Origin of the sequence: Sorangium sp. So ce726, from assembly GCF_051521405.1 — a bacterium.
Lineage (GTDB): Bacteria > Myxococcota_A > Polyangia > Polyangiales > Polyangiaceae > Sorangium.
In genome coordinates this window covers 1509857-1534245 of record NZ_CP150349.1, presented here as the reverse complement: position 1 = coordinate 1534245, position 24389 = coordinate 1509857, and the positions used below count along the sequence as shown (strand labels likewise).

18 protein-coding genes are annotated in these 24389 nt (G+C 70.4%); 8 read left to right on the top strand and 10 right to left on the bottom strand.

Annotated elements, in window-relative coordinates; all coding sequences use genetic code 11:
• Window positions 1-32: 32 nt before the first annotated feature.
• From WME79_RS05720 to WME79_RS05710, 3 genes are all read right to left on the bottom strand, one after another.
• The gene (locus tag WME79_RS05720; protein ID WP_437532967.1) at window positions 33-995 is read right to left on the bottom strand and encodes an HTTM domain-containing protein; all 963 of its coding nucleotides are present in this window, start codon (window positions 993-995) and stop codon (window positions 33-35) included.
• Window positions 992-1540, bottom strand: coding sequence for a hypothetical protein (locus WME79_RS05715; RefSeq protein WP_437532964.1), 549 nt, complete (start codon window positions 1538-1540; stop codon window positions 992-994). The genes WME79_RS05720 and WME79_RS05715 overlap by 4 nt, the downstream gene beginning before the upstream one ends.
• A 794-nt stretch (window positions 1541-2334) precedes the next feature.
• Entirely contained in the window at window positions 2335-2901 is a 567-nt protein-coding gene (locus WME79_RS05710; protein WP_437532961.1) for a Uma2 family endonuclease, read from the bottom strand.
• A gap of 102 nt (window positions 2902-3003) precedes the next feature.
• Here WME79_RS05710 and gpmI point away from each other — a divergent pair, with 102 nt between their 5' ends.
• The gene (gpmI, locus tag WME79_RS05705) at window positions 3004-4635 is read left to right on the top strand and encodes a 2,3-bisphosphoglycerate-independent phosphoglycerate mutase (protein WP_437532958.1); all 1632 of its coding nucleotides are present in this window, start codon (window positions 3004-3006) and stop codon (window positions 4633-4635) included.
• Window positions 4636-6117 (top strand): serine/threonine protein kinase, encoded by a 1482-nt coding sequence (locus tag WME79_RS05700; protein ID WP_437532956.1) that lies wholly within the window; start codon window positions 4636-4638, stop codon window positions 6115-6117.
• An 18-nt stretch (window positions 6118-6135) separates the two neighbouring features.
• Here the strand turns inward: WME79_RS05700 and WME79_RS05695 are convergent, their stop codons facing one another.
• The 4 genes from WME79_RS05695 to WME79_RS05680 form a co-directional block, all read right to left on the bottom strand.
• A complete protein-coding gene (locus WME79_RS05695) occupies window positions 6136-6597 on the bottom strand; it encodes a YkgJ family cysteine cluster protein (RefSeq protein ID WP_437532955.1) in 462 nt (153 codons plus the stop codon).
• Window positions 6549-7565 carry a peptidylprolyl isomerase gene (locus WME79_RS05690; RefSeq protein WP_437532952.1) on the bottom strand — a complete coding sequence of 339 codons (1017 nt, stop codon included), beginning with the start codon at window positions 7563-7565 and terminating at the stop codon, window positions 6549-6551. Before WME79_RS05690 ends, WME79_RS05695 begins: the two co-directional genes overlap by 49 nt.
• 73 nt (window positions 7566-7638) lie before the next feature.
• Window positions 7639-8391 carry a ribonuclease HI gene (locus WME79_RS05685; RefSeq protein ID WP_437532949.1) on the bottom strand — a complete coding sequence of 251 codons (753 nt, stop codon included), beginning with the start codon at window positions 8389-8391 and terminating at the stop codon, window positions 7639-7641.
• Window positions 8392-8557: 166 nt separating this feature from the next.
• Entirely contained in the window at window positions 8558-10660 is a 2103-nt protein-coding gene (locus WME79_RS05680) for a DUF4215 domain-containing protein (protein WP_437532946.1), read from the bottom strand.
• Between the two features lie 562 nt (window positions 10661-11222).
• Between WME79_RS05680 and WME79_RS05675 the strand changes: the two genes are divergently transcribed.
• The 4 genes from WME79_RS05675 (at window position 11223) to WME79_RS05660 (ending at window position 18856) form a co-directional block, all read left to right on the top strand.
• Window positions 11223-11705: a hypothetical protein gene (locus WME79_RS05675; RefSeq protein WP_437532943.1), complete on the top strand. Its 483-nt coding sequence runs from the start codon at window positions 11223-11225 to the stop codon at window positions 11703-11705.
• Window positions 11686-12039, top strand: a complete 354-nt coding sequence (locus WME79_RS05670) for a hypothetical protein (protein ID WP_437532940.1) — start codon at window positions 11686-11688, stop codon at window positions 12037-12039. The genes WME79_RS05675 and WME79_RS05670 overlap by 20 nt, the downstream gene beginning before the upstream one ends.
• A gap of 72 nt (window positions 12040-12111) precedes the next feature.
• Window positions 12112-17496 (top strand): AAA family ATPase, encoded by a 5385-nt coding sequence (locus tag WME79_RS05665; RefSeq protein ID WP_437532937.1) that lies wholly within the window; start codon window positions 12112-12114, stop codon window positions 17494-17496.
• Between the two features lie 76 nt (window positions 17497-17572).
• Window positions 17573-18856, top strand: a complete 1284-nt coding sequence (locus WME79_RS05660) for a serine hydrolase domain-containing protein (RefSeq protein ID WP_437539770.1) — start codon at window positions 17573-17575, stop codon at window positions 18854-18856.
• Here the strand turns inward: WME79_RS05660 and WME79_RS05655 are convergent.
• The 3 genes from WME79_RS05655 to WME79_RS05645 all read right to left on the bottom strand — a co-directional run bounded on the left by WME79_RS05655 (window position 18835) and on the right by WME79_RS05645 (window position 22345).
• Entirely contained in the window at window positions 18835-19995 is a 1161-nt protein-coding gene (locus WME79_RS05655; RefSeq protein ID WP_437532934.1) for a glycosyltransferase family 4 protein, read from the bottom strand. The two genes, WME79_RS05660 and WME79_RS05655, sit on opposite strands and share 22 nt — an antisense overlap.
• Window positions 19996-19999: 4 nt before the next feature.
• Window positions 20000-20995 (bottom strand): NAD-dependent epimerase/dehydratase family protein, encoded by a 996-nt coding sequence (locus WME79_RS05650; RefSeq protein WP_437532931.1) that lies wholly within the window; start codon window positions 20993-20995, stop codon window positions 20000-20002.
• A gap of 132 nt (window positions 20996-21127) precedes the next feature.
• Window positions 21128-22345, bottom strand: a complete 1218-nt coding sequence (locus WME79_RS05645; protein WP_437532928.1) for a glycosyltransferase family 4 protein — start codon at window positions 22343-22345, stop codon at window positions 21128-21130.
• 466 nt (window positions 22346-22811) lie between these two features.
• On the opposite strand from WME79_RS05645, the gene WME79_RS05640 reads away from it, so the two are divergent.
• Window positions 22812-23522 (top strand): hypothetical protein, encoded by a 711-nt coding sequence (locus tag WME79_RS05640; RefSeq protein WP_437532925.1) that lies wholly within the window; start codon window positions 22812-22814, stop codon window positions 23520-23522.
• 19 nt (window positions 23523-23541) lie between these two features.
• Window positions 23542-24366, top strand: a complete 825-nt coding sequence (locus WME79_RS05635; RefSeq protein ID WP_437532922.1) for a hypothetical protein — start codon at window positions 23542-23544, stop codon at window positions 24364-24366.
• Window positions 24367-24389 lie beyond the last annotated feature (23 nt).

Here is a 24389-nt window from a genome sequence, read left to right as displayed (position 1 = left end):
GGCGCCGTTCGCCAGAAGGGGGGACGCGAGGATCACCCCGGCGCCGCGCCAGCCGGAGCCGCAGGCCCGGGGGGCTCGCTCGGCACCGCGAACGCGGCGATGGTGAGCACCGCCATGAGGGCGCCGAACACGAGGAGCCCCATGAACAAGGCGATCCCGGCGTGCAGCGCCACGGTGGCCACGACCCAGGGCAGCCGCGTGCGACGCGGCCAGATCAGGAATCCATAGCCGATCTCCACGAGCAGCACCGTCCACCCGGCGACCGCCGCGAGCCAGGGGGCGTCGGCGAGCCACGAGAGGTCGAACTGCCGGTATTCCGGCAACATGACCGAACGCCAGATCGCCTCGCCGTCCCACCACGGCTCGCCCCCTGCTTTTCCCAGCCCGCTGACGAGGTAAGCGAACGAGAGGTGCAGCTGCACCACGCGCAACCCGAGCCGGGCTGCCGGCGTGGGCCCTCCCCCCACGCGCCCGAGCCGGCGATCCATGGAGAAGGCCGCCTCCGAGGGCATCCAGAGGAGATAGAAGAGAAAGATGGTGGCGAAGCTGTCCGCACCATAGACGGTGGAGCTCGCCGTCGTGACCAGCATCAGGTGGGTGAGCCACGCCAGGAAGGCCGCGGCCCTGGTGCACCAGCCCACCAGGAGCGCGGCGAGGGCAACCACGTAGATCACCCCCGTGCCCAGGATGACCGGATCCTCCCCGACCCCGAGCGGGGCAAGGAGCTCCACCGCCCAGCCGATGCGAGGCAGATCGGCCCTCACGAACACGTCGCGCAGAGGTCCCTGGAGGATCCCGGACCGCCCGTAGAGCTCGAAGAGCGCGGGCGCGACGAGCGCCGCTTGCAGCAAGAGCACGGCCGCGAGCCCGATGCGGAGGGCGGCGAGCGGCGCCGCCGAGGCCGGCGCCAGCGCGAAGCGCTCGATCGCGCGGAGGACACGCGCGGGCTCGCCGCCTGCGGCCGGCCCGCGGAGGCCGATCGAAGGGTGCTTCACCGCGCACCCCCGCTCGCCTCACGAGAGGTGTGGAGCTTCGAGCGGCTCATGAACTTCGCCTCATACTGCAGGTTCCAGCTCGACCGCTTCCCCTCCCGGTACTCCCGCATCGACGGCAGATCGTACGTCTCCAGTCGGACGAGGATGCTCTCGGCCGCGGGGTGTCTCGCCAGCACCTTGCCCGCCCACGAGGCGGCGATCGAGCGCTGGATCGCCGGGTCCTCCAAGCTCAAGAAAGGCGTGATGAGGTTCAGGATCCGGATTTCCGTCTCGCGGCTGGCGCCCGACTCGAGGGCGTCGGTGATCGTCGCGCCGCGGGCATCGGAGACGTGAAAGCTGGCCCTGGGCAGCGGGGTGATGCTGTCCGCGAAGAAGGCATAGCCGCTCTCGGCCCCAGAGAGCGCGCCGTAAACCGCGAGCGCCCGCGCCAACCAACCGTCTCCCTCGGGATGGATCTGGAGAGCCCCCATGACGACGAGCCCCAGATGGCCCACGACGGCTACCAGGGCTGCGGTGTGGCTCCGGCTGTTCCGCTTTCCCTCCATGCAGCTCCCTCCGGTAGTGCCCGCCTGCAAGCGCCCGCGAAGCTGACCGACCAGAGCGAGACGGGGAGAGGGCCGCCCGTCCCGCTCTCCTGCCGCGGCGCCGGCACCGTCAGCGATTCGTCCTGCCCACCCTCGGGCGTCCGCCGGCCGGGGGGGCGAGGCCCCTCATCGGACCGCCGCCGGCCATGTCACCACCGGTGCCCGTACCAGTGACCATGCCAATGACCGTGCCAGTGACCATGCCCGTGCCAATGACCATGCCAGTACCCGTGCCAATGACCATGCCAGTACCCATGCCAGGGCCTGTACCAGTGACCATGCCAGGACGCGTACCAATGACCGTACCAGGGCCGCTGGCGTGCAGGACGAGCGTTGGGTGCATCCGCGGCGACGGGAGCTCGTGTTTCCGCGATGAGGACGAGCTCCTCGACTGGCGTCGTGGGTGCAGCCGAGGCGAGCTGCGCTACCCCGAGGCATGCGAGCGGCGCGGCCAGCATGCCGATGATGTTGATGCGCTTCATGTTCATCCCCCCGTGCGACGGCTGCTCATGATGAGCGCCGAACATGGCCGTGTGTTCTCAACACCCATGCAAACCGCACGCCCCGGCTGCATCCGGTGGCCGATCGTTACTTCCCCGATCGCGGGGTGACAATCACGACAAAGGGCCCCATCGGCCGAGTATCCCGTCGGCGCAATACGCGATGTGTGACGAGAGACGGAGAGAGCGGAGGGCGCGCGGCTCGACGCCGACCGGCAACGGCAGGTCCTGCGCTATTCCTGCGCTATTCCTGCGCTACTCCTGCCAAAGCACGCCGAGCTCGATCTCCACGGCGTCGAACGGCGCCGCGCGCACGGTGACGTCACCCTCCCACGCACCCACGCGCGCGAACCGCCCACCGTCGATGCGGTAGACCTCCAGGAGCCGGAGCCGCGGGTCGATCAGCCAGTAGTGCGCCACGAGCTCGCGCGCGTAGATCTCCATCTTGTCGCGGCGATCGAGCGCCTCGGTGGACGGCGAGATCACCTCGCACACCCAGTCGGGCGCGAGGAAGATCGCCGCGTTGCGCATCGGGATCTGCGGCATCCGGTCGCGGCGCCACGCGGCGATGTCAGGGATCACGATGTCCGGATCGGTGCCGAGGTGCAGCTCGGGCTCGACCAGCAGCGCCCACCGGCCAGGCCCCTTGATGCCCCGACGAAACGGCAGGTAAAGCTCGCCCGCGAGCACCGACGTCACGTTGCGGGAGAACACGGAGGGCCGCGGCGTCGCGTGGAGGACGCCGTTCAGGACCTCCGCCACCTGATTCGGCGGCGTGTCAAGCACATCCTGGTACGTGGCGCGACGGGCGCAGTCAGACATGGTCGGATGTTAGCATGCACGCCGCGCGCGGCGGCTCGCCCGGCGAAATTCCGTGAGCAGCCCCCCTCCGATCGCCGCGGGTTCGTTGTAGATTCCGCCGCCATGAGCGAAGCAGCCCCCTCCCCCACGCAACGCCCCCGTCCGCTCGTCCTCTGCATCCTCGATGGATTCGGCGAGCGCGAAGAAAAGGACCAGAACGCGATCGCCCTCGCCGCGATGCCGAACCTCGACGCGATCAAGCGCGACTCCGAGAAGACGCTGATCGGGACGAGCGGCCCGGACGTCGGGCTCCCGGTGGGGCAGATGGGCAACAGCGAGGTCGGCCACCTGAACTTCGGCGCGGGGAGGATCGCGCTGATGGACATCTCGCGCATCGACGTCGCGATCGCCGAGAACAAGCTCGGCTCGAACGAGATCATCGACCGGACGTTCCGCATCGCGCAGGACCGCAAGTGCCGGGTGCACCTCTTCGGGCTCGTCTCCGACGGCGGCGTCCACTCGTCGCTCGACCACTTCCTCGCGCTGATCAAGCTCGCGAAGTTCCACGAGGTGCCCCTCGTCCTGCACGCGTTCCTCGACGGCCGCGACACGCCGCCGAAGAGCGCGTGGGGCTACGTCGAGAAGATCGAGGAGGCGCTCCAGGGCATCGGCGTCATCGGCACCATCTCGGGCCGGTACTACGCCATGGACCGCGACAAGCGCTGGGACCGCGTCATGAAGGCCTACACCGCGATCGTGCGCGGCGACGCGCCGCGGGCCGACACGGCGTTCGACGCGATCCAGCAGTCGTACGCGGCCGGGAAGACGGACGAGTTCGTCGAGCCCATCCGCATCGGCGACTATAGCGGCATCAAGGGCGACTTCGTGGCCGACTTCGCCTCGCAGGAGCCCCGCTGGGAGTGGCAGGGAGAGGAGGTCGGCCTCTCCGTCAACTTCAGGCCCGACCGCATGCGCGAGATCTCGGCGATGCTCACGCGGCGGAACCTGCCGGCCGAGGTGCTGGAGCTCCTCTCGGACCGGGGCAAGCCGGTCTTCGCCTTCCAGGAGCACTGTTACAGCGGCATGACCGAGTACGACGCGGCGCTGAAGCTGCCGGTCGCGTTCCCGAAGGACGAGGTGACCGAGTCGTTCCCCGAGGAGATCGCCCGCGCCGGGCTCACGCAGCTCCGGTGCGCGGAGACCGAGAAGTACGCGCACGTCACGTACTTCTTCAACGGCGGCCGCGAGGAGACGTTCCCGGGCGAGGACAGGAAGCTCGTGCCCTCGCCGCGCGACGTCGCCACCTACGACAAGAAGCCGGAGATGAGCGCGGCGGGCGTCGCGAGCGAGGTCGTGGCCGCGATCAAGAGCGGCAAATACGACTTCATCCTGGTGAACTTCGCGAACCCGGACATGGTCGGGCACACCGGCATCCTCGAGGCCGCCATCCATGCCAACGAGGCGGTCGACAAGGGGCTCGGCGCCATCGGGGACGCCGTGCGCGAGGCCGGCGGCGCGCTGATCATCACCGCGGACCACGGCAACTGCGAGCAGATGAAGGACGAGCACGGCAACCCGCACACCGCCCACACGCTCAACCCGGTGCCGCTCTACTACCTGAACAAGAACGACCCCGGCATCGTGCTCCGGTCCGGCGGCCGCATCTGCGACGTGGCGCCGACGATGCTCGAGATCCTCGGCCTCCCGCAGCCCGCGGCGATGACGGGGCGCACGCTCCGCGTCCGACAGCGGTAAGTGGGCGCCGACCAGAGGCAGCTCGGCCCGTACATCCTGCGCGAGGCCGTCTCGTCGCGGGCGCTCACCGTGACGTACCGGGCCGAGCACGCGGGGCTCGGCCGGGCGGCGCTGATCAAGACGCTCAAGCCCACGGTGTCGGCCGCGAGCGCGTTCGCGGCCGGCCTCGAGCGCGAGGCCAAGATCCTCGCGCGCATCCGGCACCCCAACATCATCGACATCCACGACTTCCAGCGCGACGAGGACCGGATATGGCTCGTGCTGGAGCCGCTCTCGGGGCCGACGCTCGCGGCCCTGTGCGCGCGCGCTGGCCGCCTCGACGAGGGCGCCGCGGCGGCCATCGCGCTGGAGATCGCGCGCGGCCTCGGGCACGCGCACGAGCGGGGCGTCGTGCACCGCGAGCTGCGCCCCGAGCGCGTCGTCGTCACGCCCGCGGGCGGCGTGAAGATCCTCGAGTTCGCGGCGGCGTCCGACGGCCGGCAGCCCTCGCTGCCGGAGCCGTTCGAGGGCAGCGACACGTTCGCGCGGCCCGACTACATGGCGCCGGAGCAGATCCTCGGGGCGGAGCCCGGGCCTCAGGCGGACGTGTTCGCGCTCGGCGTGGTGCTGTTCGAGATGCTCACCGGGGTCCGCCCGTTCGACGAGCCGAAGGCGGGGCCGGAGGACGCAAGCCGTGCTTCCAACCACCCGTCGAATCACGCGTCGAGCCGCGCGTCGGTCGCGCCCGGCGCGCCGCGCGAGCGCGACGAGGATCGGTGGGCCGAGGGCAGGGCCGTCGCGCACCGGATCCGCAATGCGCCGCCGCAGCCGCTGCGGGGGCTCGTGCCCGACGTGTCGCGCGGCCTGGAGCGCGTGGTGCTCCGGTGCCTCGAGAAAGAGCCAGAGCAGCGCTACGAGAACGGCCGCGCCGTCGCGGACGCCCTGGCGGAAGAGCTCGCGGAGCGCGGCCATCCGCAGCCGCGCGCGCTCATCGCGAGGGCCCTCGCGGCGGCCAAGCTCGGCGGCGACGAGCTGCCGCCCGCGCAGGCGCCTTCCGCGCGCCCCGCGGCCGAGCAGCGCAGCGCGCCGTCGCTCGCGCCCGACGTGGGCCGGTTCGTCGGCATCTTCGCGCTGGTCGTCGCGGGCGGCGCGCTCATCGAGCTCAGCCTCCGCCAGCACGACGCCGCGGAGCCGCCCAGCGCCGAGGTCAGGCAGCCCGGCGCGCGCTCGGAGGAGCGCGGCTACCTGAAGGTCCTCGCCAGGCCGTGGGCGGAGGTCGTCATCGACGGGGAGCTCATCGACGTGACGCCGATGGCGCGGTCGATCCCGCTCCAGGCCGGGCGGCACTACGTCACGTTCCGGCACCCGAACGCGCCCGAGGAGAAGCGCACGATCTCCGTCTCCGCGGGGCAGACGGTCACGCTCGACGTGAGCATGAGGATCGATCGCAGCGCGATCGACGCCGGCGCGCCGCCGGTGGAGGACAGGGACGCGTCGCCCTGACGGCGACGCTGGCCGCGCCTACACGGCGCCCCCCGCGCGGCGGCGGAGCGCCTCGAGCGCGAGGAGCGGCCGCTCCCGCTTCTCGTGCAGCTCGCCGAGGCACTGGCCGCTGCCGCGCTCGAGCGCCCGGCAGCAGTCGGGCCGCACCTCGTAGATCGAGCACAGGAAGCGGCCATGCTCCGCGTCCAGCGTGAGCGCGGCGCAGCGGCCGTCCTCGATGCGCATGTAGCAGCGGTTGCCGATGAAGCGCGTGAACCCCCGCGCGCGATCATCCATGCGATCGTGGTCGCAGCCGAAGACCCGGACGTACTCCGGCAGGGCCGAGAAGCAGCAGGTGCCGCACGCGGTGCACTCGGGGACGACCGCATCTCCCTCGCCGCTCGCGCCGCTCGCGCGCGCCGCGCCCGTCCCGGCCCGCTCGCCCTTGCGCGTCAGAGCCGGACCTCCACGTGCGTCCCGCGCTTCAGATCGTCGAGCCACTTCTGCTTGGCCTTCGTCATGATCTCCGCCTGCAGCCGCTGGAAGACCTCCGGGCGAGCCGCATCGAGCGTCGTGAAGCGGGACGGCTGGCGGCTCAGGAGCTTCATGACCACGAACGCGTCGCCCGCGCGCATCGGCGCGGTCACGCCGCCCGGCTCGATCGCCATCAGCGCGGCCTCGAGCTCCGGGGCCATCACCTCGCGCTGGCCGGTCGCCGCGGCCTGCGTCCCCTGCGGCGCGCGGACCCCGAGGTCGCCGCCCTCCTCGCGGGTCGCGGTGTCGTCCGAGAACTGCCGCGCGAGCGCCGCGAAATCCTCGCCGCCGCGCGCGCGCTCCGCGATTGCCGCGGCGAGCGCGCGGCGCTCCTCGACTGCCTCGGCGCTCGAGCCGGGCAGGACGCGCAGGACGATCCACGCCGGGTGGTACTCGCGCCGCCGGCGCTCCTCGCGCACCAGCCGATCGAAGGCGGACCGCACGTCCTGCTCGGTGATGCGCACCCGGCCCTTCACCCGGAGCTGCAGCATCTTCCCCTCGAGGATCTGCCGGCGGATCTCGTCGCGGTACTCCTGCTCGGTGAGCCCCGAGCTCGCCCGCGCCATCCGGAACAGCTCCTCGACCGTCACCTGCTCCGCGGCCGCGATGTTCCGGAAGGCGTTCTCGATCTCCTCGGAGGTCACGCGGACATTGGCCTTCTCGGCGGCCTGACCCTCGAGCTCCTCGTCCACCATCTTCTGGAGGAGATCGCGGAAGACCTGCGACTCCGCCGCCGCCTGCTGCGCGCCCGGCGGGACCCGGGCCTGGATCTGCAGCAGGAAGGGGCGAGCCCGCTGCCGCAGATCCGAGAGCAGGATGGCGCGATCGCCGACGACGGCGACGATCCGCTCGCTCACGACCGCATGAGCGAGCGGCGAGGCGAAGGCGGCGGCGGCGACGAGCCCGGCGAGGGCGAGGCGGAGCGGAACACGCATCGCGCGCCTCTACCACTGGGCCCCAGGCGGTTCCACGCGTTTCCGGCCCCGCGCGGCCCGGGTTGTCCCGGACTCAGCCTGAGCCGGGGTACACCGTCCGACGGGAGGCGCGCTCGCGGACGGCCTCGCGCGCGAGCGCGTCGGCGCGCTCGTTGAGCAGCACGCCCGCGTGCCCCGGCACATACACGAGGCGCGCGCGCGGCCGCGCGGCGAGCGCGCCGCGCAGCGAGGCGATGAGCTCGGCGTTCGCCTTCGCCTTCCACCCCTTCTGGAGCACGCCGATCGAGTACTGGCTGTCCGTGTGGATGACGATGGGCCGCCCCGGCTCCTCCACCTCCTCGAGCGAGCGGAGGATGGCCGTCAGCTCGGCGATGTTGTTGGTCGCGGTGCCGAGGAACTCGCTGCGCTCGATCCGCCGGCCGCCGTCGATGATCACCACGCCGAGCCCCGCGGGCCCCGGGTTCCCCGAGCACGCGCCGTCCGCGTAGACGATGACAGCCCCTTCCGGGACGGGCCCCGCGCTGGACTCCCCCCGCGCCGGCGCCTTGCGCTGCGCGCGCCCTGCCGGCGCCGGGGCGGCCGCGCCCCCCTCGGGCTGCTCGCCGGCACGCGCCTTCACGACCGCCTCGGCAGGCCCACAGGTGTCGTCGGGCAACACCTTCGGGTCGGCCACGCTCAGGTTGTCGGCGCGCGCCTTGTACCTGCGGCCGTCGTGCGGCTTGTAGCGGATCTCGACGCCACCGCCCTCCTCCGCGACCAGGGCGCCGGCAGCGTCGGCGCGAGCATAGACGGTTTGACCTCGAAGCGATGCGCGGACCCAGGGCACGAGCGCACCCTGGCATGGATCGAAGGCCGCCGGTACGGGAGACCACGCCAGGCGAGCCCGGCCGATCGGGCCGGCCGGGCGCGGCCGCGCCTGCCCTCGTTGCAGCCCTCGCGGCGCGCTCGGCGGACAGCCTGGAAGGCGTGCGCGCGGCCGCGCCGCCCTGCGATCACGGATCGATGCAGAGCGCGAGAGACCACGCGGTCAGCGTGCCAGAGTCGGACCCGGCGTCGTCCCCGACCCGGAGCGTCCACGTGCCGTTCGCCGGCCCCGAGAAGAAGGCCGCGAACGACGACTCCGGGCGGAAGCAGCCGCGGAACGGCGCCATCGCTCCCGTGACCGCGGTCGCGCAGCCCATGTCGAAGACGGTCCTCCGGTAGTTGTCGCCGGAGCCGCCGTTGTCGCTCGACACGTCGACCGTCGCGCCAGCCGGAGAGGTGAGCGAGATATCGAGATCTCCGTCGAACGAATGCGCGATATCGAGCTCGAGCGTCACGCGCCGGATCACGCCGCTCGAGACGACCGGGAGGACGCTGGCAGCGACAGCGCGATCCGTGACGGTCTTGGGGATGTCCGTGGACGACTGCACCCACAACACCTGCCCGGGCGAGCACGCGCCGACGGCATCGCCGCAGCCGAGCGCGCAGTCCGGGTCGGCGCAGTCCGTCTCGCCATCGAGGTCATCGTCCTCCGCATCGCCGCAGTTGCGCTCCTTGGAGTACGTGCACACGCTCGGCGTGCCCCGGCAGGTGTACCGCGCTTCCACGACGCAGCCCGCGCTGCAGCCGTCGCCGCTCGACGTGTTGGCGTCGTCGCAGCCCTCGACGCCGTCCCGCACGAAGCCGTCGCCGCACCTCGCGACCCGACAGGTGATGGGGCAGCCGTCGGTGCTGTCCGTATCGCCGTCGTCGCACTCCTCGCCGGCCTGGATCGCGCCGTCGCCGCAGCCGTCGAGGAGGCACCCTGGGCTGCACCCGTCGCCCGCGTTCCGGTTCCCGTCGTCACACGCCTCGACGCCGGCACGGACGAACCCGTCCCCGCACACCGCCCGCGCGCAGCTCGTGGGACAGGCGTCGGTGTTGTTCGCGTTTCCGTCGTCACACGCCTCGACGCCGGCGCGGACGAACCCGTCCCCGCACGAGGCGGCGACGCACGTGGTGAGGCACGCGTCCGTGTTGCTCGTATTGCCGTCATCACACGCCTCGGCGGCGGCGTTGACAACGCCGTCGCCGCAGACCGGCGCGGCGCAGGTGCCTGCCGAGCTGCACACGTGGCTCAGGCAATCGCGCCCGGCGGCGCAGCGCATCCCGGCGGCGCACCCGACGCACGCGGGGCCGCCGCAGTCGATATCGGTCTCCGCCCCGTTCCGGGCGACGTCGGTGCACGACGGGAGGCACGTCGTCCCTGAACAGCGGCCGCCCAGGCAGTCGCCGTCCGCGGCGCACGCCTTGCCGGTGGCGCAAGGCGAGCACGCCGATCCGCCGCAGTCGACGTCGGTCTCCGCCCCGTTCGTCGCGCCGTCGGTGCACGACGACGCGCCGCACCTGCCGTCCTCGCAGATCCCGCTCCGGCAGTCCGCGTCGGTGAGGCAGGACTCGAGATCCGCGCACGGCACGCACTCCGAGCCGCCGCAGTCGACGCCGGTCTCGGCGCCGTTCATCGCGCCATCGCCGCAATCGGGCGCGACACAGCTGTTCTCGACGCAGATGTTGCTCAGGCAATCGCCAGCGACGAGACACTCGACACAGGCGCCGTTCCCATCACAATAGCGCGCTCCGGTCGCGTCGGGTCCGCCGCACTCCGTGGTCGCCGGCGCTGGAAGGTTCTTCGGCGCCCCGGCGACGCAGACGTCGGCCGAGCACGGGTCTCCGTCGGAGAGGGCGTCTTGGTCGTCGTCGAGCTCGATCACGGCGCCCTGCCCGTCGCAAACGCGCGCCTTGCAGTCGCCGAGGACCTGCTCGCCCACGGGCTTTCCCCGCGGCGCGGCGTCGAGGCCACACCGGCCGCCTTCGCAGGTGCGCAGCTGGCACGCGCCGTCGACGCCGGGACAGTCCGCAGCCGTGGCGCAAGGCACTCCGTCCCCTCCGCCCCCGCCGTCGTCGCCGCCTCCACCGCTCCCGCCGCGCCCGCCGTTCCCGCCGTCACCGGCCTCCGGCCCCGACGCCTGCCGGGGACGATCGCAGTCGACCGCGGTCAAAGCAGCAGCGATGACGAGCGGCGACAGAACCTTCGTGAACGGAGCGCTTCTGAAGAGGTCCGCTCGCACTGACACCTCGATTCCTCCGCTTCTGGCGGGAACGGCGACGTCCCTTCAAGGCTCGATCCGAGCCTGACGGACGCGCAGGCGGTCGATCATCGGCGCACTAGACTGATATGGAATCGAGAGGACGCCAGCAGCCAAACGGATCGGGAGAGCCCCTATTGCGACGCGCGGCGCTCGCAGCGCGCCGGGTCCTCGGCCACGCCCATGACGGCGGCCATCTCGCCGCCGGGTACGCGGCCCAGCCGCCGCATGAGCTCCAGCGTCCACCGGGAACCCGGAGACGCGAGACGACGCGCCTGCGAGCGCGAGCACGAGCACGAGCACGATGAGGTGCGCCGCATGCCGCATCGCCGATGTGAGGCAGCCCTCTCACTGCCGAATATCGCGCCCGACAGATGCTTGACATCTCCAAGCCGTTCTGGATTTCATTCCTTCTTCTGCACCCGTTCGGGATACCGCCTTGCTCCTCCGAACCGCTTTGGATTTGATTCTCCCCCGAGCTGTACCCGCTGGCGGAGACCATGTGCGCTCTCCTGCCCACCACCGGACTCGATCCATGCAGGCGTAGGCGATGCAACCACTGTTGAGCACCTCGCTCCGCCCTGTATGGAGCAATCTACGCGCGACCCGGGCCTCGGTTCGTAAAGCCCTCGAGCAGTACCCGAGCGCGCTCGTGGACGCGGCAGAGATGGCGGCCTGCGAGCTGCTGGAGAACGCCATCAAGTACGGCGAGGAGGTCCCTGCAGCGCGCGCCATTCGCTTCACGCTCAGCCTGACCGAGGACAGGATCGATATCGTCACGATCAACGGCTGCACCGATCACGGATCGGTCAATCGACTGCTCTGCCGGATAGAGTCCCTGCGCAACGCCCCGGACAAGACGGAGCTCTACATCGAACAGCTCCAGGAGCTGCTCGTCAGCCAGCGCGAGAGCGCCAACGTGGGCATCTACAGGATCGCGATGGAAGGCGGCTTTGCGCTCGACGCGACGTACGCGGACGAGACGGTCACCGTGACAGCCACCAGGAGAATCCATGACCGAGTCGACATTTGAGCGCGACGGGCTGAAAGTACGCCTCTCCGTGGCCGGCGATTCGGCGCGAATCGAGTGGTCGGGCGTCAGCGACATCCGCAGCCCCGCCATGTTCCTCAATCCTCTCTTCGAGGACTGGACCGGGAAGACCAAGAACACGGTCGTCACGGTGGATCTGACGAAGCTCGAGTACATGAACTCGGCCACGGTGAAGCCCCTGGTGGACCTGATAAAACTGCTGGATCAGACGAGCCTCGGCGTGGTCGTCGTCTTCCGCGACAACGACTGGCAGCGAGCGCACCGCAACTGCATGTCGGCCCTGGCGCGCACCCTGAAAAAGACGAAGGTGCAATGACCCGGAGCGACCAGGCCATCGGCGTGTTCGCAGCCCAGATCTTGGAACGAGACCGATCCTCACGAATCTACCATGATCACCTTGTCCGACCGATACACCCTGAACGCGAAGGTGCGCGAGACCCAGAGCTCCGAGGTGTACCGCGGCTATCGCGTCATCGACGGGGCATCGGTGCTGGTGAAGCTGCTCAGGAGCGAGCGCCCGACCGCGCTCGAGGTGGGGCGCCTCCGCCATGAATATGAAGTGTTGACGTGCCTCGACATGCCCGAGGTCGTCAAGGCCATCGGGCTGGAGCGGCACGGGCACGGCCTCGCCCTGGTCATGGAGGACGCGGGAGACGCGTCCGTCGACAAGCTGATTCGATCGGGTCGCCTGGATCTGCTGCGCTCGCTCGAGCTGGCGCTGGCCATGGCGCGAACGCTCGCGGCGGTCCACCGCAGACACGTCATTCACAAGGACATCAAACCCCATCACTTCTTCGTCACCGACGGGCCGAGCTCGCTCGTGCTCGTCGACTTCGGGATCGCGGCGCGCCTCTCCCAGAAAGTCGACGCGCTCTCGGGGGTCACGCAGCTGGAAGGCACGCTGGCTTACATCGCACCCGAGCAGACGGGGCGGATGAACCGGAGCGTGGATTTTCGAGCCGACCTGTATTCGCTCGGGGTCACCCTGTACGAGCTCTTCACCGGCGCGCTGCCCTTCGATGGCAGCGATCCGCTGGAGCTTGTGCATAGCCACATCGCTCGCAGCCCGCGGGCGCCCCTGGCATCCAGGCCGGACCTGCCTCCGGTCCTGTCGGACGTGATCCTCAAGCTGCTCAGCAAGACCGTGGAGCAGCGATACCAGACCGCAGCTGGGCTGCAGCACGATCTGCAGCAAATTCTGGATCAGGTCAAGCGGGCTGGCGCGGCAGAGGTCTTCGGTCTGGGCCAACGCGACAGATCCGATGAGCTCTCGATCCCCGAGAAGCTCTATGGCCGCGAGCGCGACCTCGATGCGCTCCTGGAGAGCTTCGGCCGCGCCAAGCAGGGCAGGAGCGAGCTCGTCCTCCTGTCCGGACAGGCGGGCGTCGGGAAATCCGCGCTCGTCGAGGAGCTGCACCAGCACATCCTCGGCCGGGCATACTTCGGCGCAGGAAAGTTCGACTCCCTGGCGCGGAGCGTCCCCTACGGCCCGATCGCCCACGCTTGCCGTGCTCTCGTCCGGTCCGTGCTCGCGGAGCCCCCAGGCGTGCTCGAGCAGCGGCGACGTGACATCCTCGACGCGGTCGGCCCGAACGCGGGTCTCCTCACCGATCTGATCCCCGAGCTGAAGCACGTCGTCGGCGAGCACCCCCCGGCGCCAGCGCTGGGTCCGACCGAGTCGCAGCGCCGCTTCGAACATGTCTTCTTGAGTTTTCTCCGTGCGCTGGCGGCTGAAGAGCACCCGCTTGTGCTCTTCCTGGATGACCTGCAGTGGGCGGACGCCAGCTCGACCCGGCTCTTGCAGCACGTGCTGACGGCCGCCGGCGCGCGCCACGTGCTCGTGATCGGAGCTTACCGAGAGCTCGAGATCGACGCCGCGCACCCGCTGTCTCTGATGCTCCAGGAGCTGCGCCAGGCCGGCGTCCGGAGGCGCGAGATCACGCTCGCCCCGCTCGGCCAGCCGCACATCGCGCACCTCCTCAGCGACACGCTCGGGTGCGGCGCCGAGGCGGTGGGCGGGCTCAGCGCTGCCTTGTTCGAGAAGACCCGCGGAAACCCCTTCTTCCTCGCGCAGTTCTTGACCGCGCTGCACCGAGACGGCCTGCTGCGCTTCGACCACGGGGACCTCGCCTGGAGGTGGGACACGGCGCGGGTGTGGGAACGGCTGGCGACGGACAACGTGATCGATTTCATGGTGTCCGAGCTGCGCCGATTGCCGCAGTCGAGCCAGGACGTGCTGCGCTTCGCCGCCTGTGTGGGGCATAGCTTCGACATGGCCACGCTGGCCGTCGTGTCTCAGCGCTCGCACAGCGATGTGGCGGACCACCTCTGGGAGGCGCTGCGCCAGGGGTTCATCGTCTCGCTGGACGGCAGATACCGCTACAAGGCCGACGCTCATCACGACGCGATCGGGATGGCCGACGGCGCGCTCGACGCCGCGTTCCGCTTCTCTCACGATCGCGTCCAGCAGGCGGCCTACTCGCTGTTCGGCCCGGAGGAGCGGGACGCCATCCACCTGCGCATCGGTCGGCTGCTGCGGGAGCGCGGCGGCGCAGATCCGGGCGATCGTGAGCTGTTCGCGATCGTGGATCACTTGAACCGTGGCGCGAGCCTGATCGTCGAGCCGGCCGAGAGGCGCGGGCTCGCGCGCTTGAATTTGAACGCTGGTCGCAAGGCGCGCGCTCGAGCGGCGCCCGACGCGGCGGTGCACTACCTGCGGGCGGCGCTCGACGTGCTCGGGGAGACGGGGTGGATTGAAGAGTACGAGGTCGTCTGCGCCGCTCACCTGACCATGGCGGAGTGCGAGTACCTCACCGGGAACCTGGATTCCGCGTTCGGGCTGCTCCAGGCCGTGGAGCGGAACGCGCGGTCGGTGGTGGATCGTGTCATGGGGCGCAACCTCGAGGTGCTCCTGCTCACCAACACGGGCAGGCTCGATGCTGCGTGTGCGAAGGGCATCGACGCGCTGCGCCTCCTGGACGTGGAGCTGCCTCCCCTGGCAGACAAGGCGGCCCTCGGCGCCGCGATCGGCGCCGAGTTCGGAGCGTATCAATCTGCGATAGCGGGGTCGGAGATCGAGTCTCTGGCGACGGTGTCGGGGATGAGCGACGCCCACGGGCTCGCGGTGCTCGACACCCTGGCCACCAGCATCCCGGCGGCGTTCCAGGCCGTTCCAGAGCTTCACGTCCTGCTCGTGCTCAAGGGAGTCCAGCTGCTCCGTCGGGGCACGGCGCCGCTCGCGGGCTTCTTCTATGCGCAGTACGCGATCGTCCACCTCGTCATCACGGGGAGCCGAGAGCACGCGTTTCGCTTCGGCCGGCTGGGCCTGGAGCTGGCTACCCGTGGCGGCAGCCCAGCCAGCAGAGGCCAGGTTCATTTCCTCTTCGGGGGCTTCATCGCCCACTGGCGTCAGCACATCTCGCACAACCTCGAGGTGCTGCGGTCTGGGCTGAGGCTCAGCCTCGAGATGGGAGACCAGATCTACGCGTCTTACTGCGCTGCGTTCGTGGTCTACTATCGCATGTACGCTGGCGAGAGCCTGCCGGACCTGGAGAACAGCCTCCAGGCCGCCCGCGACCTCGCGGACAGGACGGGCGACGTCGTGAACCAGGGCTTCTGCAGCGTCGCCCAGCAGGCCATCCGTGCGCTGACCGGCCGGACTCGGCATCCCGCGAGCCTGGAGAGCGCTGATTTCGAGGAGAGCAAGTTCATCGCCTCTGCGCCGCTGCCGACGCTGGCGATGTACGGGGTCGTGCAGGCGACTGCCGAGTATTTCGCTGGCCACTTCCGCGATGCCCTGGCCACCAGCGACGGCTGCAAGCTCGTCCCTGGCTTCTTCTATCACGCGGAGCACGTCCTCTATCGGGCGCTGACCCTGGCTGAGCTGACGCGCACCGCCGCTCCAGAGGAGCGAGCCGGGCTCCTGGCGCGCCTGCGTGAAGACGCCGCCACGCTCGAAGCCTGGGCCCTGTCCTCGCCTGCCAACTTCGCGCACCGCGCTGCGCTGGCACAGGCGGAGATCGCGCGGATCGAGCGGCGCACGGAAGGCGCGCTGGATCTCTACGATCGCGCGATAGCCCTCGCCCAGGAGCACGGCTTCGTGCACGCCGAGGCCATCGGCAACGAGCTGGCTGGCCGATTTCACCTGGACGAGCGCAGGAACAGGGTGGCGAGCGCCTACCTGGCCGAGGCGATCTACGCGTACCAGCGCTGGGGGGCGACGTGCAAGGTCGAGGAGCTGAAGTCGAGATACGCTCACGTGCTCCGGAGCAACGCAGCGCTCTCCTCTCCCCCCAGTCCAGCAGACGAGACGGCATCGAGCCTGCCAAGGACGACCAGCCAGACAGCCAGCCAGACGGCCAGCCAGACGACCGGCCAGACCTCCAGCACGCTTCGCTCAGGCGAGAGCCTCGACCTCACGGCGGCCATCCGCGCGACCGAGGCGATCTCCACGGAGCTCGTCATCGATCGGCTGCTCGAGCGGCTGATGCGGACGCTGCTCGAGAACGCGGGAGCTCAACGGGGATGCTTGATCCTCGATCGCGCCGGGGTGCTCACCCTGGAGGCGAGCATGACCATCGATCCCGATACGATAAAGCTGGACGCCCGCGCGCTGCAGGGCGACTCGGAGGTTCCGGAGTCGCTCGTGCGCTACGTGGCGCGCACGGGCGAGCTGACGGTCCTCACGGACGCGCACCGTGACATGCGCTTCGCCTCTGACCGCTACTTCATCCAGGCTCGGCCCAAGTCGGTGATGTGCGCTCCGATGCTCCAGGGCGGCAAGGTGACCGGCGTCCTGTACCTGGAGAACAGCATCACCGCGGAGGCGTTCAGCCCTGCGCGGTGCGGGCTCTTGCAATTTCTCGCGACGCAAGCCGCCGTATCCCTCGAGAACGCGATGCTCTACGGGCGGCTGGAGGCCGCATCGCAGGAGCTCCGGCGCGCGAACGAGAACCTCGAGGCGCTCGTCGCCGAGCGCACCGCCGAGCTCAGGCGCCTGGTCGCGGAGCTGTGGAGCGAGATGGATCTCGCGCGCAAGATACAGACGGTGCTCCTGCCGCAGCAAAATCGTCTGAAGGACTACGACATGGCCGCCCTGATGACACCGGCCGAGAGCGTCGGCGGCGACTACTACGACGTGGTCCAGACGGGCGAGAGCAGCTGGGTCCTCATCGGCGATGTATCCGGCCATGGGGTCACCGCCGGGCTGACGATGATGATGGTTCAGACCGCGATACGGACCATCCTTACGACGTCGCCGCGCGACGGCGAGCCTCTCACCCCTGCAGTCGTGCTGAGCCGGGCGAACCGCGCGGTCCGGGAGAACCTGCTCCGCGTCAGTCCCGATCAGTACATGACGATCGTCGCGCTGGAGCTCGGCCGCGGCACGGTCCGCTACGCAGGCCTTCACCTGGACATCTTGATCCACAGGGCGCTCTCCAACACGGTGGAGCTCGTCGAGACCAGCGGGATGTGGATCGGGATCGAAGACGACATCACGGCGCTGCTCCGGGACGATGTGATAGAGATCGGCGCCGGGGACACGATGCTGCTGTACACCGATGGACTCACGGAGTCTGTCACCTCCGCAGGCGGAATGCTGGAGACCCAGGGGCTGGCAGAGCGATTCCACGCGCTCGCGGCGCAAGGGATGTCGCCGAGCACCATCGTGAAGGGCCTCGTGGGCCCCATGGCAGGGCAGCAGCTCCGTGACGACGTCACCGTGATGGTGATCCGCTACTCTCCAGCCGAACAGCCAGCGGCTGCAAACTAGGTGATCCGGAGGCCACGTACTCCCTTGATGGGCGAGCCGGTCGGGGTTAACAACCATGCACACGATCACGATGAAAATGCTCCGCGCTTCGGTCTCTGCGGCCGCTTCGGGTCTGCTTCTCTCCGCGCTGCCGGTCGCCCTGGGAGGGTGCGGATCCCCCGCGCCCGCCGCGGCGCCGGCTCCTCCTGCCGTGTCCGCCGCGGCTCGCGGTGACCACGGTGACGAGCCGCTCCGCCGCCGGCTCGATGCGGTCATCGAGGCGGCCATCGCAAAGGAGCGGGTCGTCGGCACTGTCGTCGTCATCGCGCGCGACGGCGAGGTCGTCTACCGGCGCGCCGCCGGCTTCGCCGACCGCGAGGCAGGGCGCCCGATGCGCGAAGATACGGTGTTTCGTCTCGCGTCGTTGACCAAGCCGATCGTGTCCGCGGCCGCGCTCGCGCTCCTGGACGCGGGCACGCTGGGGCTCGACGATCCGGTGACGAAGTGGCTCCCCGCGTTCGCGCCGCGGCTCGCGGACGGCCGGGCCGCGACGATCACGGTGCGGCAGCTGCTCACCCACACCGCGGGGCTCGGCTACACCTTCGCGGAGCCCCCGGACGGGCCTTACCACCGCGCGCGCGTGTCGGACGGCCTCGATCAGCCCGGCCTCTCCCTCGACGAGAACCTCGCGCGGATCGCCCAGGCGCCGCTGCTCTTCGAGCCTGGCACGGCGTGGAGCTACTCGCTGGCGACCGACGTGCTCGGGGGCGTCGTGGCCAAGGCGGGCGGCGCGCCGCTGCCGGACGTGGTCCGCCGGCTCGTGACCGGGCCGCTCGGGCTCGACGCCTCGTTCACGGTCGGCGATCCGGACCGGCTGGCCGTCCCCTACGGCGACGCGAGCCCGCGCCCGGCGCGCATGGCCGATCCGCAGCCCGTCTCGCTCGGGCCGGCCACGGTCACGTTCTCGCCGTCCCGCGCGCTCGATCCGCGCTCCTATCCGTCGGGCGGCGCCGGCATGGTCGGCACCGCCGGCGACTACGTCCGGTTCCTCGAGGTGCTGCGCACCGGCGGCGGGAAGATCTTGCGACCCGAGACGGCCGCCGCCATGACGTCCAACCAGACTGGCCAGCTGAAGGTGCAGCAGGCCGGCGGGACATGGGGATTCGGGTTTGGCGCCGCGGTCCTCACGGCGCCGGACCCGAGCACGATGCCCTCCGCCGCGGGCACCTGGCAGTGGATGGGCGCCTACGGCAGTCACTTCTGGGTCGATCCGAGCGCGAAGCTCACGGTCGTCGTCCTGACCGATACCGCCTTTGCCGGAATGGTGGGCGAGTTTCCCGACGCCGTTCGGCGCGCGGTCTACGGCCCCGCGCAGCCGTGATGTTCGTCCCGGGGCGCGGGACGCGAGGCGTTGGCCGCCGCGAGCTGCGCATACAGCGCGGCGTACTCCGCCATGATCGTCCTGCTCGCATAGCGGCGCACGGCGCGCCGGCGCGCAGCCTCGCCGAGGTGCGCCCGCAGGGAGGGGTCGTCGCGCAGGGAGCGGAGCGCGCCCCGCAGCGCCTCCTCGTCCTTCGGCGCCACCAGGAGGGCCACCCGACCGCCCTCGCCCTGGATCACCTCCGGCACCGCGCCGACCGGCGTGGCGACGCAGGGCAGGCCGCTGGCCATCGCCTCCAGCAACGCGTTGGGCAGCCCCTCGCCATGGCTCGGTAGACAGAAGACGTCCGCGTCGCGGTAGACCGCGGGCATCGCGTCTTCAGACACCTCGCCGAGCCGGCTCAGGCGGCCCTGCCGCTCGAGCTCCGCGAGCGCCTCGTCGAGGCGGCGGGACGGGCCGGCAGCGCCGCCTGCGTCGCGAGGCCCCACCAGCGCGAGGGTCAGGCCCTCGACCGCCAGCACGGCCCGCGCGAGCTCCAGGACCCCCTTCTGCGGCGTGACGAGCCCCGCGAAGAGCACCCGCAGCGGCTGGCCGGGCGAGCGCGGCGCGGCGGCGGGGTGGAAGCCGTCGGTGTCGACCGGGTTGGCGATCCGGAGGACGCGGCCCCCTGGAACCAGGGCCTGCACGTAACACCGCAGCTCCTCCGAGAGCGTGATGACGGCTGCAGCGCGGCCCAGCACGGCGCGCACGGCCTGCCGAGCCGGCCACGGCAGGGCCCGATGCCAGGCGATGATCTGCGGCGACAAGCGCAGGTGGAGCACGGCCGGCACCCCCGCGCGACGGCACAGCTCCACCGCGAGGGCGTCGCGCGCGGTCGCCCAGAACAGGGTGGTGCACAGATGAACGACATCCGGCCGGCGTCGCGCGAGCAGCCGGTGAAGCGCGGCCAGCGCTTCGCCCGCGCGGACCACGCGCGCGGGGCGAAGCCTGCTCGTCGGGTCGATCGAGGCGCCTCGGGGCGACGTGTCGATGACGTCCGCCTCGATGCCCGCCGCGGCCGCCGCGTCGAGGTAATTCCGCATCCACCGCGTGATTCCGCCGGTGGGCGGCGGGAGGGGGCCCCAGAGCGCGACGCGCATGTCCCTAGAAGCGCGCCTCGGCCTCGATCTGGGCCCAGCGCTCGCGGAACCACGCCACGGTGCGCGCGAGCCCGTCGCGCAGGCCCGTATGCGCCTCGAAGCCGAGGACGCGACGGGCCTTGTCGGTGGACGCGACCCGACGGCGCTGCGTATCCCACGCCCGGCGCTCGACGAACCGGACGCCGGCGCGGTTGCCCGTCATTTCGTTGATGGCTCTCGCGACGTCGAGGATGGCTATCTCCTCGCCCGACGCCAGGTTGAACGCCTCGCCCGAGGCTGCCGCCGCGGTGCCCGCCCGGAGAAAGCCATCGACGATATCGCCCACGTAGGTGAACGAGCGGGTCTCCTCTCCCGTCCCGGTGATCGGCAGCGGCTCGCCGCGCAGGGCCCAGTAGACGAAGTTGGGGATCACATTGCGGTATCGGCCAGGGACCTCGCCCGGACCATACGAGTTGAAGGGGCGGACCCGCACGGTGCTCAGCCCCTCATGGCCGGCCGAATGACCGCAAAAATAATTGCAATAGAGCTCACCGAGCAGCTTGGTGGCCTGGTAAGGCGTGTGGACATCGAGCGCGAGGTGCTCCTCGTGGACAGGCCGCGGCGGGTCGCTGCCGTAGGGCGCGCACCCGGACGAGGCGAAGACGACGCGCTGCGCCCCGCTGCGCTGCGCGTGCTGCAACACCCGCAAGGTGCCGAGGCCGTTGACCTCGAGATCGCGCTCCGGGTTGTCCACCGAGTTCTGGTTCGCGAACAGCGCGGCGAGGTGGAAGACATGCGATGGCTGCTCCCGGAACACCTCCGCGAGCAAGCCGTCATCAACGACGCTCCCCTCCACGAAGCGCACGTTGCGCCGCGCCGGGACGCCCCAGCGGGAGGAGGAGGAGAGGTCGTCCACCACGATCACCTCCGCGCCCGCGTCGGCCAGGGCCGCCGTGAGCGAGCCGCCGATCGCGCCCGCACCCCCGGTCACGATGATCCGCTGGTCTTTGTAACCTTGCATGGTGCCCACCGCTGTTCCTGTCGTCTCGCCCATGGAACGATGCTCATCGCAATGCGCCGGTGCATTGCGTCCCTCAGTACCCCTCAGCTCCGCGCCGGTGCCCGAGGGCGCCGGCGTCTTCACGACGATGCTTCACCCCGCTGCGCGCGCGAAGATCTCCTCATAACGACGCACGAGCGGCTCGCGCGTGAACCAGCGAAGGAAATAGAGCCGGCCGGCTTCCCCCATCGCGCGCCGCGCCTCCGGCGTCATGCCGTGCAACCGCCGCACCGCGTCCGCGAGCGCCGCCGGGTTCTCGGGCTCGCAGGCGAGCCCCGCGCCGCTGTTGCGCACCAGATCCGCCGGATCCCCGCCCGCCGCGACGAGCACCGGCCTGGCCGCGGCCATGTAGGCCGGGATCTTCGAGGGGATCGTGATCTCGAAGCGCGGATCGCGCCGGAGGTGCGAGAGCACCACATCGGCCAGCGCGAAGAAATGCGGCATGCGCTCATGGGGTTGCTGGCCGATGAAGACGACGTTCGAGAGAGCCCGCGCCGCAGCCTCGCGCCGGAGCCTGAGCGCGTCGTTCCCGTCCCCGACCATCACGAACCGCACGTCGGTGAGGTCGCGCAGCCGATCGGCCGCGTCGAGCACGCTGGAGAGGGCCTGGGCAGGGCCCATGTTGCCGGCGAAGAGGACGACGAACCGCCCTGACAACCCGTGCTCCGCTGCGAGCTGCGGGTCGGGCTCCACCGGCCTGTAGATCCGATCGTCGGCCCAGTTCGGGATCAGGTGCACCTTGTCTGTCGAGACGCCTTTGCGGGAGAGCTCGCGCTCGAGCCCCGGGCTGATGACGGTGATCGCCGCGGCGCGCCGGAAGAGCGTGCGGTTCACGCGATCGATGCCAGCGAACACGAGCCTGTTGTCGAGCATGCCTGAGGCCGCCGCGGTCTCGGGCCACAGATCCTGGACCTCATAGACCCACGGTATCCCGCGGAGCGCGGCGAGCCAGGAGGAGGCGATGGCGTGGCTCGGTGATGGATTGTGGACCCAGGCGACGTCCGCCGGCCCGGAGAGGGCGGTCCCGAGCAGCGCTGTCGAGGCGGCGAAGCTCGCGTAGTTGAGCGTCCGCCGCACACGCGATCGGCTGTGATCCGGGTAGGTCGGGAGGCGTATCACCCTGGTGCCGCTCGCGTGCTCCACGTCCCAGAGGCGCTGTCGGTACCCCGGGTAGGTGCTGCCATGCGGGTAGTTCGGGAACGCGGTCACCACCGTCACCTGGTGCCCGCGCGCGGCCAGCGCCTCTGCGAGCAGATGAGGGCGCGAGATCGGCTCGGGGTGATACCACTGCGACAGGAGGAGAATCTTCACTCACCGCGCTTCGATGCGCCGGCGCTCGCGGACATTCATGGGATTCACGGGGGGCGGCGCCGAAACCTCGCGGCGAGGTACGACGGGCGGCGCTCGCCTCGATGGGACGGGCGGCCATCACGCCTCGACAGCACCGCGGGGGCGCGACGATCCTGGACCGCTGGCCGTCCCCCCACGGCGTCGCGAGCCCGCGCCCGGCGCGGATGGCCGATCCGCACCTGCTTGCGACCGCGCGGCGGCGCGTCCGAACGGCCGCCACCTTCGGTCGGACGGAAGGGCAAGCGCGCGCTCAGGCCCTGCCGGGCGCCGCCTCTGGAGGGGCTTGAACCTGGCGATGATTCCAACGTTCGCCACGACGCTGGGGTCGGTCGTCCTCGAGCGCAATAAGCCTCACGATTGACGCCCGGTTCCCGGCTCCGTATCTCCGTACGCGCTGGTCCGAAATACGCGCCCGGAGGGGTTCGTCATGTCGAAGAACATCCTGGCGAAAGCAGGCGCGTTGCTCCTCGTCGTCGCTTTCGGCGCGCTGATGGTCCCGGCCTGCACCATCCACCTCAGACAAGGAGGCGAGGGCGGAGCCGAGGACACCGAGCCCCCACCCGACGACCCGCAGCCCACGACCGCGGGCGGCGGTACAGGGGGCAGCGCTGGATTCACGCCCGAGGTGCAAGAGGCGATCGAGGCGGCGCGCAGGGCCGACCCGGTAGAGCTCGCGCTCACCCAGGCGAAAGCGGGCTATGCGGCGTACGCCCTCAGCGGATTGACCGAATCCCAGATCGTCGACCCGGAAGCCATCGACGAAGAAACGCTGCTACGCCTCATCGAGGAGAACGCGCCGCTGGCCTGGGACCTCGCGGAGCAATGGATCGCCTCGCTGGATCCGGCGACGCTCTCGTACGGGTACCCGGTCAACGTCGCATGCATGGACCCGCCGTTCTTGTGCAACTCCAACGTCGCATGCGACTTCGCAAAAGTCTGCATCCTCGACAACTGCGGAGACGGCAAGTGCAAGCCATGCCCTGACACATGGGGCCTCGGGAACCTCATCACCAGCGGATGGTGCACGTACACCTGTTACCTGGGGAACGACGGCGATATCGTCGGCGCGGCGATCACGTTTCGACCCAGGATCGGCAGCCAAATCGTCCCATGGGTCAAGCTCTGCAGAGCGAACTAGGGAGGTGGAGGATCTGGCCATGGATGAGTCGACCGAAGCACAGGCGCAGTCCCAAAAATGGGCTCAGTGCATGGTGCAGATGGTGAACTACGCAGGCGCGCTCGCCGCGCCGCGGGCAGCGCAAAGCCTTGGTGCCGCGCCGAGCCGGGAGGAGCTTCTCGGGCTCCTCGATCGGTTCATCGCGCTGAACGGTGAGGAATCGCGGGTGACGATCGGGGACGGGAGGCCGATCCATGAGGTCACCGCACAAGCGCGAACGCTCCGCGCCCTGTGCGAGACGTGGACGCCGTCGCCCGAGGTCCCGGCCGCGATCCAGCAAGCCGCGCGGAGCCTGCTCGCCGCGTTCGGCTTCCCCGAGCCGCCCGAGGGCTGGGACGAGCTGGAAGCGCCGCCGGAGGTGCCGCCCGAGCCTGAGGCCCCGGACTCCCGCCCGCCCCCGACCGAGGCGGAGCTGGCGGCGCGACCGCACCCGTTTAGCTTCGGCGTGGCCATCGGGTGGTGCCAGTATCTCGGGTCACCCAGGATGGTCGCGAAGATCCCGCCCGCGGATCTCCGGTTCCCCGCGCTGAGTCACCTCGACAACATGCTGGCTTTGTTCCGGACCGCGCGTAGCAAGAACGCCGAAGGACGCGCCTATTTTGCCACGCTGATCCAACGTCTCGAGACCTTGCACGCGCTCTGCGAGGCGTGGGACGGCGCCGAGGCGCCGCCCGCGCGCGCGCAAGAGGTGGCGCGCGCGGTGCACATGCAGCTCCAACACAAGAGCGATCCACGCGAATACGACGAGTTCGAGGAAGACGTCGACCCGGTTTACTTGACGATCCCCAAGGTGAGGAACGCGTAGGTCCGGAGGGGATTCGGCGAGCC